This is a genomic window from Flavobacterium mesophilum (assembly GCF_039581405.1).
Lineage (GTDB): Bacteria > Bacteroidota > Bacteroidia > Flavobacteriales > Flavobacteriaceae > Flavobacterium.
Genome location: NZ_JBCPXZ010000005.1, coordinates 410,703 through 422,139, shown reverse-complemented (window position 1 = coordinate 422,139; position 11,437 = coordinate 410,703). Strand labels below are relative to the sequence as shown.

The following is an 11,437-nucleotide window of genomic DNA, read 5'->3' as shown; positions in this document are numbered from 1 at the left end:
TTAAATTTATTTATTGTTTGTATTTGATCCCAATTCCTAAAATGTATCCATTGCCTGTATTAAAATTGTACAAAGTATGATCTTCAGAATCTGTGAGTTTGTATTTTTTATTGAAATCATACCCGGCCTTAAAATTCAAAAACCAATTTCCATCTACATTTCGTTCATATTCAAATGCCGAGGTCATTTGCGACAAACTCATTCGCGATGCGTTATAATATGCATTTGACTTTTGGTCTAAATTGTAAAAACTACCATTAAAGCTGTTTGTTAAATTGAATTTGTTTCGGATGTTATTTGAGTATGAAATTTTTGAATCTGGAAATCCGATCGAAATTGTACTTTTTTCACTTAGTATGTAGTTTACTGCCACAAGAGGAATGAATTTTGGATTTCCGAAAGCCGTTGATCTTGCAGCTCCAATAGTAATATTTGTATTCGAATTTAATTGTTGATTGATTTCAAAACTTCCTAAAAGTGTAAAATCAGACCAATCTAAATTCTGTTGAAAGCTAAACATTGGCGTAAGCGAAAATTCCACCTTCGTTTTATCCCAAGCTTGAAATGAATAATCGGTTTTGTTATGAAACTGATTAAAGCGATCTAAATTTTCAAGTTCTGAATAATGGTCAAAATCATAATTTATATTCAGTTTAGAATATTCAGATGTATTCGTGAGCTGATTTCTAGTGTTTAATTTTTTATTGAATACTACCGAAATATCGCTCTCGTTAAAATCAATTTTATCAGTAGGTTCTGTTTTTAAATTCACATTTGCCGAAAAAGTTTCTTGAGCCTTCATACTAAAAAATGAAATTGTAAAAACCGAACATATTAAAAGCCTTATTCTCATTACTTAATTATTGGCTCAAAAGTAGGTGGCTGATGCTTTTAAAAAAAAGAATATATATGTATGGCGTTTTTTGATAGACTAAATTGCCTTTTTAAGGGCTGAAATGAAGATTTGTTTGTCTTGCCATATTATAGATGATTTTTTGCTGTTTGTAGTGCAAAAAAGCATGGCTGTATATGTTATAGTGCGGTGCAGAATAGGGCATTTTATATTTGCTCAAAAATTTTATTATGCACAAGTTTATATTGATGTTCTTTTTTGCGATTACGATCATTTCGTGCGGTACAGATACAGATGCTGGAGAATTTGTTGTGGGGTCAGATTATTTGGCCGTGAACAATAAAGTTATTATGATTGACACTGTTACAGTCGATATGGCGACAATAAATTTTGATTCATTGATTACTTCAAATCAAAACAGAATTTTAGTTGGGAACTATGACGATCCTATTTTGGGAAAAGTAAAATCAAATAGCTATTTCCAATTGTCAGGTGATTCATATACTTTAAATTCAGGGGGAGGTTCTGATACTGAAACTGTGAATTATGTTTTTGATTCTATAGCCATGATTTTAAAATATGATAATTACTATTATGCTGATACTACAAATGTACAGACGCTTAATATTCATAGATTGACTCAAAAAGTAAAGCCAAATACCGAGGATGAAAATTTTTATAATAACTCGTCCTTGACCTACGCTGATGAAAGTATAGGAAGTATTTCGTACAAACCAAGGCCAACAGAAAAAGATTCTATTGTCATAAAAATGAGTGACGCCTTTGGTTCTGCACTTTTTCAGAAATTAAAGAAGAGAGAAATTACAGATTTTGATAGTTTTTCAGAATATCTAAAAGGATTGGTTATTGTTCCTTCGACAACAAATTCTTCGAGTATGATTGGTTTTCATGTCTCGACAAGCAAAGTACGGTTGTATTATTCCAAATATCAGGCAGATACTGAAGAGGTCTCTTATATATTAGATTTTACAATTGCTGATGCTAAAAAACAGTTTAATTCGGTTTCATCAGATAAAACAGGGACTTTGATTCAGAATTTGCCTGTCTCGAGTAGTAAATTATCAAGTACGCTCACAGATCGGCAAGGTTTTATTCAGTCGGGGACAGGTGTAGCTTGCAGAATCGATTTTCCAAACATCAAACAACTCAAGTATATTTCTGATAATGGAGCAATTGTCAATGCAGAGCTTATTTTGAAACCTGTCAATAATACGTATTCCGCCAAATATCCTTTAGCAGATTCCTTGTCTGTTTATGTGGCTGACAAATTAAATCGAATAAGTTCTTCTTTAGTAAATTCAGCAGGAACAACGGTGTATGGCATTTTAAATAAAAAAAGCGATGAGTTTAATGAAGATGTTGGATATTCAATTCCTCTTGGCAACTTTTTGCAAAAAGAAATGCTTAAAACATCAGATTCAAAATCCTCTTTGATTTTGACATTACCCGGAATTTACAAGACCGTAAACCGAATTGTTTTAGGCGATCAGAAACATCCGAACAATAAAGTTCAATTGAAAATTTATTATATCTCCTATTAAATGAAAAGTAAGATAATTTATTTAAGTTGCTTCATTTTATTGTCGCTGACTTCATTTTCTCAAAGTATTTCAAGCTCGCCTTATTCGCTTTACGGAGTTGGGAGTGTCTACGATTCTGATTTCGGAATTCTGCCTGCAATTGGAGGCTCAGGTATGGCTTTGCCGTCTGATACTTTTGTCAATAACTTAAATCCTGCGTCGTTGGGTTTTACTTCTTTAAATCATTTTATGTTTGATATTGGAGGAAAGGCAATTGCAACCACTTATCAGGGAAGCTCGAGAAGCGAAAAACGAAATAATTTCCAGTTTTCGCATATGGCTTTTGCTTTTCCAGTTACTAAAAATTCAGGGTTTAGTTTGGCATTACGTCCATATTCAAGTGCGGCTTTTAAAATTTCGAATTTAAAGTTGCCAATAGAAGGAAGCCAGGAATATTATTATTTAACCGCAGTTGGATCGGGCGGGCTGAATGATTTTGATTTCTCGTATGGTTATAGATTTGGAAAAAAACTTTCTGTTGGTTTTGCTGGTTCCGTATTGTTCGGAAGTACAGCCGATGAAAGGAATTTCCTGATTACAAATACACTCACGACCGTTAGCAAAAAAACAAGTTATAAAGGTGTGCGAGCAACATTTGGGGCGCAATACAAAATCGATTCAACTTTTACCATTGCTCCAGTGGTCAAACTTCCTTCTCAAGTTAATGCTTCAAAAGTGCAGAATGTTACTGTTATTGCAGATGAAGTGACCACGACAATTCAGTCTGATGTTGCTTCAGATATAGATGATTATTATATGCCTTTAGAAATAGGAATAGGGATTAGCAAACGCTTTAAAAATAATCTAAATATGACTTTAGATTACGAAAAGAGCTTTTGGGATGATACCAAACAATCTGAGTTATACGGAAATTTTGTAAATCAAGACCGATTTGCGCTTGGGTTTACCTATCGTCAAAGAAAAGATTATAGGAAATATTGGGATCGTGTGCAATATGCAATGGGAGCCAATTTTGATAATGGATATCTTGAAGTAGATGGTAAACGAGTAAATAATGCAGCAGTTTCTATTGGTCTTTCGTTACCGATAGAAAATACATTGACTACCCTGAATATTTCATATTCGTATGGGCAAAAAGGGAGAATAGCTGATAATTTAATAAAAGAAAATTATCATAAACTATCTCTCAATTTATCCTTAGACGGAATATGGTTCGTCAAGCGAAAGTTTGAGTAGCATTTTAGAAATCCTTTTTTATCACAGGATATTTGTGGTCTAATATAGATTCTAATACTGCAGGATTTGAATTAACATAAAACTCTGGCTCAGCTTCTTTAAGTTCTGAGAAACCAACTTTATCACGTAAAATATTTTGGGTCTGTCGGGCCACAGCTTCACCAGAATCTATAATCTGGATGTGGTCCGGCAGTATTTTTTTTATCTGAGGAATCAAGTATGGATAATGACTGCAACCCAAAACCAGATAATCAATATTTGCATCAATCATAGGTTTTAAGTACGATTCTAAAAGCTCCGTCATTTCTGACGAGTTTAAATTCCCGTCTTCAATAAGCTGTACTAAGCCGTGTCCTACTTGTTCTATGATTGTGGTATTCTGAAACATTTCGGCAGTTTTATTAAACAGTTCACTGTTCAAAGTTCCTTTTGTGGCTAAAATGCCAATGACTTGGGTTTTTGAATTATTTGCAGCAGGTTTGATTGCTGGTTCAATACCAATAAATGGAATGTCATAATCTGCACGAAGTTCACGAATAGCATTAGTTGTTGCAGTATTACACGCCACAACAATCAATTTACAGCCTCTTTCAATTAAAAATTCCACATTCTTTTTACTAAGCGCAACAATTTCTTCTTTGGTTTTTTGGCCATAAGGAGCATTTTTGCTGTCGGCTAAATAAATAGTTTTTTCGCTTGGAAGTAGATTATGAATTTCATTCCAGATTGAAGTTCCTCCAATTCCAGAATCAAAAACGCCTATAGGATTGTTGTTTGTCATAAATACAAATTTAGTATTTTTTGAAATAAATTGATGTTTGAATTTAGCTGAAATCTGCGAATTCTTTTCTTTTTTTATTTTAATTTATTGTAAAAAAAAACTGCTCAAACTTTTAAAAAGTATCGAGCAGTTTTTATAGTAAGGAATTCGTTTATTAGAATCCTAAATCTTTTTTAACGTCAGCAGTGATGTTTGGACCATCAGCTAATATAAGGCTAGAACCATCTAAAACGTATTGGTAACCTTTAGCTTTTCCAACTTTTTGGATAGAAGCTTTCACTTTCTCCATAATTGGTTTCATGATGTCGTTATCTTTTTGTTGTAGCTCTTTTTGTGCATTGTCTCTGTAATCAACAATTCTTTTTTGCATGTCTTGAACTTCTTTAGCACGCTCTGTGTTTACAGCGTCAGTTGCTGTAGTAGATTCAGTTTCGTACTTTTTGATTTTAGTTTGGTATTCGTCAACCATTTTTTTGTATTCAGCGTCGTATGTACCACTTAATTTTTGCAATTGATTTTGTGCATCTAGCATAGCAGGCATTTTCGACATAATCTCGCTAACATCAACATGGGCAACCTTCGCCTGTGCATTCATTGTGTTACTTGCTCCTAAAATTAGAACGGCAGCAATTAGTAAAGTTTTGATTTGTTTCATCATTTTTAAAATATTAATTAATTATTGGTCGTATTTGATTTTTGGGCTTCGGCTTCTTTTGCTTTTTTAGCCGCTTCTCTTTCCTCAAGTATTTTCTTTCTTCTTTCTTCTAATTCTTTTTTACGTTGTTCGTATAATTTTTGTCTTTCGGCTGCTTTGTCTACTGCTGGCTCAGTTGTTGCCGGTGCTGTGGTTGCTGGAGTAGTTTCAGTTGCTCCTGCAGTAGCTGGTTTGGCTGTCGTGCCTGTTTCAGTTGTCTTGCTGGCCTCAGTTGTTTTTGCAGGTTCAGAAACCGTGCCATTTTTTTTAGCTTCTCTCTCTGCTTGTAGAGCTTTTCTTCTGTCGTCGTATTCTTTTTTCTTAGCCTCTTGCTCTAATCGTCTGTCTTCGATTAGTTTTTCTCTCGCGGCTCTTTTTTCATCAAGTGCTTTTTGTCGATCGGCCATTGCTGGATTTTCATCAATAGCATTCTCTTTGCTTTCTTTTATTTCTTGATCCTTCAATTGTTTTTTAGTCAATTGCTCTCTCTTGTCAGTTCGGTTTAAAATACGAATAACTTGATCACTGATATCAAATTTCTTATTGCTGAAAAGCATGGTCAAATCTGAAGATTTATCAAAAATAAAATCATAATTTTTAGCTTCAGCGATATCTTGCACAGCTGTAAAAACTTGATCCTGGATTGGTTTGGCTAACGCCGCTTTTTGGTGAATCAGATTTCCATCAGAACCAAATTGCTTTTGCTGATAATCCATCATTTCTGTTTCCAGAAATTTTATTTCAGTTTCTCTTTCATCAATAAGCTCTTTTGTTAAAAGTGCTTTTTCTGCTTTTAAGCTTTCTTTCAGTTTGTTTATTTCTATTTTTTTGGATTCAATTTCTTGTTTCCATTTTTGAGCTTTCAACTCCAATTGAGCTGTTGCCTCTTTATAGTCAGAAACGTTTTCAAGAATATACTCCATGTCAATATAGCCAATCCTTGTCGTTCTTGTCTGTGCCTGACTTGTATTTGCTACAATCAAGGCTAAAAATATAAATAAAAACTGTTTTCTCATAACATAACTTTATTTGATGATTTTTAACCAAACGCTAATTGTCTAAAATTGTTGTCCAATAATGAAATGAGTTTCCCATCCATTTGGTTTATTGGTAACAGAATTAGGCAGCGCATCGAAACCGTAACCGAAATCAATTCCTAATAATCCAAATGCTGGCATGAATACACGTAATCCTACACCTGCAGAACGGCTCAAATCAAACGGATTGTAATCCTTAAATTGAGGATAAGATGCTCCTGCCTCTAAGAATGTCAATGCATAAATTGATGCTGACGATTTTAATGTAATAGGATAACGTAACTCCATAGAGAATTTGTTATAAATTGTTGCTCCAATTTGCTGACCAGCGGCATTTGTTGGAGTCAATGATCCATTTGGATAACCTCTTAAACCAATAGTTTCTCTACCGTCCATTGAGTATTGTGCCATTCCATCTCCTCCTAAATAGAAACGCTCAAATGGTACAACACCTCTTGCTTGATCGTAAGCTCCTAAGAAACCAAACTCTGTTAACGTTCTTAAGACTAATTTTCCATAAACTTTAGTATACCAGTCTGCTTTGAATTTAATTTTATAGTACTCTAACCAATTGTATTTCTTTTGATCGACTTTAGCAACGTCTGTATCAGCACTTGCATAATCAGATCCTACGCTAACTGTTTTTCCTGCAGAGTCAGTTTTATAGTAATCACCATTGTTAAGTGGTTGACCATAATCATCTGATCCATTTGCTCCTGTATATTGTTTTTTGTATTCTTTTTGATTTCCTAAATCAGAATAATTGATTCCGTTAAATAATGAATAAGGAGGCGTTACTTTTGCTGAGATACTAAATTCCGAACCATACATTGGGAAAATAGGGTTTGTCCCTTTATTATTTCTGGTAAGGCCTATAGTATAAGCAAGGTTTCGCGACGCTCCGTTACCAAAGGTAAACAATCCAGTGTAATAATTGTTCAAGTCATAGTGCTGGTAACTTACAGATTGTGATAATACGAAGAAGTCATCAGGCACCGTTAATCGTTTTGCTAAACCAACTTGTACAGTAAAAATATTAAAACTTTTGCTTTTATCAACGGTTCGGGTTGCATAATTGTTGTTGAACTGTTTACTATAAGAAATTGCAGAACTAAATTGTACTGGTTTCTTACCTCCAAACCATGGCTCAGAGAATGATAAACTATAGGTTTGGAAGTATGTACTTCCTTGTAAACGAAGTGCCACTTTTTGACCGTCTCCCATTGGAAGTGGTTTGTATGACTCTTTGTTGAATATGTTTCTTGCTGAGAAGTTGTTAAACGAAAGCCCTAAAGTTCCGATGAAACCACCTCCACCATAACCTCCTTGAAGCTCAACTTGGCTAGATCCTTTTTCAACAAGTTGATATTCAATATCTACTGTTCCAGCTCCTGCATCTACGTTTCTAAATTCAGGTTTGATAGATTCTGGATCGAAGAATCCTAACTGACCAATTTCACGAATTGTTCTAACTAATTCTTCTTTACTGTATTTGTTTCCAGGCTTAGTTCTTAGCTCGCGGTAAATAACGTGGTCATTTGTTTTGTCGTTTCCTGTAACGTATATTTTGTTGAAATAAGCAATCGGACCTTCTGTTACTCTAATTTCAAAATCAATTGTGTCGTTAACTGTTCTAGTCTCTACTGCGTTGATATTAGAGAACAAGTAACCATTGTTTTGGTACAAGTTTGTAATGTCTTCAGCATCAGGTTTTGTTTTGTCTGCGATACGTTTTTCAAGTAAAACTCCATTGTAAGTTTCTCCTTTTTTAATTCCTAAATAACGGTGTAAAAGTTGATCAGAATAAACCGTGTTTCCTAAGAATTTAATGTTACCAAAGTAGTATTTGTTACCTTCTTCTACATTGATTTTTATAGCAAGCATATTTTTGTCTTTGTTATAAGTAACAGAGTCATAAATAATACGGGCATCACGGTAACCTTTCTCTTTGTAGGCAGCAATTACCTTTTCTAAGTCGGTTTTGTATTTTTCAGGAATAAATTTTGAGGCTTTTAAAACACGAAGAACATTTTTCTGTTTCGTGTCTTTCATTGCGGCTCTTAATTGAGTATCTGTAAGTTGCTTGTTTCCAGTAAAATCAATGCTACTGATTTTTACTTTGTCACCCTTGTCAATACGAACCAACATATTTACTTGGTGTCCATTGATGGTGTCAGGTGTGTTTGTAATGGTAACTTTGGTATTGTAGTACCCTTCTTTTTTATATTTATTTTCAATATAATTTTTGGTTGTCGTAATTAAGTTTTCATTGACAATTTTACCTTTTGTCAAATTGTTATCCTTAATAAGTCCTTCAATTTTGCTTTTCTTGACACCAACAAGTTTAACTTCATTTAATTTAGGAAGTTCAACAATGTTTAAGTCCAGATAAATACTGTCATTTTCAACTTTATTGATATAAAAAGCGATTTCGTCAAAAAGACCAAGTTTACCTAATTTTTTGATTGCGCTACTGATTTCTTCACCAGGTACAGTGATTTCCTGTCCTTTTTGAAGGCCAGAGAAAGTAACAACTGTTTGTTCATTGAAGCTTATTTTACCAACTACAGAGACTTTAGCAAGAATATATTTTTTTCCTTGATCAAAAGGAACTCGTTCTTGAGCTTTCATTTGTGAAAAACTACCCAAAAATAATAGGGTACAGATTATTTGTGGTATTCTTTTTTGTAACACTAAAAAATTATTTAATTTGTTCACTTGTTTTTCCAAATCTACGTTCTCTTTTTTGATAACTAATGATAGCCTCATATAAATCTTGATCTTTAAAGTCTGGCCATAAGACATTCGTAAAATACAATTCTGCATAGGCTATTTGCCATAGCAAAAAGTTACTTATTCTATGTTCTCCACTTGTTCGTATTAATAAATCTACGTCAGGTAAATTTTGCGTGTAAAGATGCTCATTTATAATTGAATCGTCAATAGTGTCTAATGAAATTATATTATTTTTAACTTTATCGCTGATGATTCTCACGGCATTTACCAATTCTTCTCTCGATCCGTAACTTAAAGCTAGTGTAAGTGTAAGACGAGTATTGTTTTTCGTCTTCTCCATAACGTCTAAAAGTTCTTTTTGGGCTGATTTTGGCAATTTTTCAAGATTTCCAATAGCGTTAAGCCTAATATTGTTTTCCTGTAAGGTAACTAGCTCCTTTTTTAATGAATTGATCAATATTTTCATCAATGCTTCAACTTCCAATTTTGGACGGTTCCAGTTTTCAGTAGAAAAAGCATACAATGTCAAATACTCAATGCCAAGTTTGGCACAGGTTGTAATTGTTTTTTTTACAGATTTTGTTCCATTTTCATGGCCAAAAGCACGTAAAAAGCCTTGTTGTTTAGCCCAACGTCCGTTTCCATCCATAATAATGGCTAGGTGCTTAGGCAAGTTTTTGTGATCTATAGAGTCTAGTAAATTCATTGTATTATTGTGCGCAATAGCAAGGTTTTTGTCCGAAGGTATAGGTTAATGTAATACCAGAGAACACATACCAGTCATTATTATTTAAATTTCCAAAACGCAAATTCGAAAAATTGCTATTGTTTGGATTGCTTCCATCAATATTATCAGTAAAAGTATAGCGGGCGCCAACTTCTGCTCCGATGATAAAATGAGGCGTTACGTTAGATTTGATTCCCAAAGTCATCGGAATGGCAATTGAACTTGAGGTTTTGTCCTTGTAAGTTTCGCCTCCGGTAATGTATAAATCGTCATAAAAAAAGTAACTTAACCCTGTATATATATAAGGTGTAACTTTTGTATGATAATCGTGCAGATTAAAATCGAAAAAATTGAATTCTAAACCAGCAGAAAGCTCTTTGATATTGTTTCTAAAACTGTATCCTCTTCTGTTTCTTCCTGTTTCGTCTGAGTCGACATCATTTCCAGAAACTGTAGATTGCGTATACGAAAAGCGATATGCATGACGAGGACTTTTGTTCCATTTATACAATACACCAAAAGCCAGTTTGTCTGGATTGATATAGGTAGTGCTTCCTACGTCGCCGATAAAGTTACTTCCGCCAAGAAAAACACCTAACTCATTTATCTGAGCATTAAGTGTAATAAAGGGGAAAAAACATAACAATAAATTAAAAATTTTCTTCATTTAATTCAAAATTGCGTGCAAATATAATAATTATCAATACGAATCAACGTTGCTTTAGTTAAATGTGCTTTTTTTTCAATTTACATTATGATTTTGAGACATTTAATGCGGATTCGATACATGCAGAACGAGAAAAAGTGGTATTATCGTATAGTTGGGTGTCAGAAAAGGGCTTAATTTCTCTTGTCTTCACCCCAAAGCAATTTATTTCTTAATGTTTTCAGGAAAGTTTCGCCGGGAATCTCCACCATTTTGATTTTGTAATCTGTTTTTTTGATTTTTAAAATAGATTCATTTTTTACAGATGAAATCCTTGAATCTAAAGAAACTAAGTATTGATCTTCTCTTCCTGAAACACGTAAGGTTATTTCGGTGTCATCAGGAATTACAAGCGGTCTGGCGGTTAAATTGTGTGGTGCAATTGGTGTAATTACTAAGCTTTTGACATCGGGCGTTAATATAGGTCCGCCACAACTTAAAGAATATCCTGTAGATCCTGTTGGTGTTGAGATGATTAAGCCGTCAGCCCAATAAGAATTTAAATATTCATTGTTTAAGTATGTTTCTACAGTAATCATCGAAGTGGTGTCTTTACGGCTGACAGTAACTTCGTTCATTGCAAAATTCAATTCTGCGAAAGCCTCATTATTTGGTTCAGAAGTTAGGCCAAGTAGCGTTCTTTCAGAAGTAGTGTAATTTTGATCAATGACATATTGCAACAAGCTGTCAATGTTTTCTTTTTGAACTTTGGCAAGAAAACCTAATCGGCCAGCGTTGATTCCTAAAAGTGGTACGCCAGAATTTCGAACTAAAGCAGCAGATCTTAGAACTGTTCCATCTCCACCAATACTAATCAGCATTTCAAAACTATTATCTAGAATCGTAGTCGATGAAAAAGTTTTGTATTCTTTCTTTACCAGCTGTTTTTCATAAAGCATCTCCAGAAAATTCTCTTCAATAACAATTTCAACATTATTGGAGGTAAAAAACAAAAAGATATCTTTTATAATAGGCTCGGTGCTGTTTTGATAATATTGTCCGTAAATGGCTATTTTCATTCTTTTTAAATTAGATAATTTGTCAATGTGTCAATTAGATAATTAGGAAATGCGAAAATTATCTAATTAACAAATTTTCTCATTGG

At 33.7% G+C, this 11,437-nt stretch carries 10 protein-coding genes; 2 read left to right on the top strand and 8 right to left on the bottom strand.

Translation table 11 applies throughout. The features are described 5' to 3' along the window. Positions 1–10: 10 nt before the first annotated feature. Positions 11–802 (bottom strand): DUF6268 family outer membrane beta-barrel protein, encoded by a 792-nt coding sequence (locus tag AAYQ19_RS17540; protein WP_343538010.1) that lies wholly within the window; start codon positions 800–802, stop codon positions 11–13. 281 nt (positions 803–1,083) lie between these two features. Here AAYQ19_RS17540 and AAYQ19_RS17535 point away from each other — a divergent pair, with 281 nt between their 5' ends. Continuing rightward, positions 1,084–2,415: a DUF4270 family protein gene (locus AAYQ19_RS17535; protein WP_343538009.1), complete on the top strand. Its 1,332-nt coding sequence runs from the start codon at positions 1,084–1,086 to the stop codon at positions 2,413–2,415. Next, positions 2,416–3,651 carry a BamG family beta-barrel-assembly machinery protein gene (gene bamG, locus AAYQ19_RS17530; protein WP_343538008.1) on the top strand — a complete coding sequence of 412 codons (1,236 nt, stop codon included), beginning with the start codon at positions 2,416–2,418 and terminating at the stop codon, positions 3,649–3,651. Between the two features lie 4 nt (positions 3,652–3,655). Here bamG and murI read toward each other — a convergent pair whose 3' ends face one another. The 7 genes from murI to AAYQ19_RS17495 all read right to left on the bottom strand — a co-directional run bounded on the left by murI (position 3,656) and on the right by AAYQ19_RS17495 (position 11,351). Beyond that, positions 3,656–4,432, bottom strand: a complete 777-nt coding sequence (gene murI / locus AAYQ19_RS17525; RefSeq protein WP_343538007.1) for a glutamate racemase — start codon at positions 4,430–4,432, stop codon at positions 3,656–3,658. A gap of 154 nt (positions 4,433–4,586) precedes the next feature. Next, entirely contained in the window at positions 4,587–5,090 is a 504-nt protein-coding gene (locus AAYQ19_RS17520; RefSeq protein ID WP_343538006.1) for an OmpH/Skp family outer membrane protein, read from the bottom strand. 14 nt (positions 5,091–5,104) lie between these two features. Next, entirely contained in the window at positions 5,105–6,142 is a 1,038-nt protein-coding gene (locus tag AAYQ19_RS17515; protein ID WP_343538004.1) for an OmpH/Skp family outer membrane protein, read from the bottom strand. A gap of 42 nt (positions 6,143–6,184) precedes the next feature. After that, entirely contained in the window at positions 6,185–8,932 is a 2,748-nt protein-coding gene (locus AAYQ19_RS17510) for a BamA/OMP85 family outer membrane protein (RefSeq protein ID WP_343538002.1), read from the bottom strand. Beyond that, entirely contained in the window at positions 8,865–9,605 is a 741-nt protein-coding gene (gene uppS / locus AAYQ19_RS17505; protein WP_343538001.1) for an undecaprenyl pyrophosphate synthase, read from the bottom strand. Before uppS ends, AAYQ19_RS17510 begins: the two co-directional genes overlap by 68 nt. Before the next feature lie 4 nt (positions 9,606–9,609). Continuing rightward, entirely contained in the window at positions 9,610–10,293 is a 684-nt protein-coding gene (porG, locus tag AAYQ19_RS17500) for a type IX secretion system protein PorG (RefSeq protein ID WP_343538000.1), read from the bottom strand. Between the two features lie 173 nt (positions 10,294–10,466). Then, a complete protein-coding gene (locus AAYQ19_RS17495) occupies positions 10,467–11,351 on the bottom strand; it encodes an NAD kinase (protein ID WP_343537998.1) in 885 nt (294 codons plus the stop codon). Positions 11,352–11,437 lie beyond the last annotated feature (86 nt).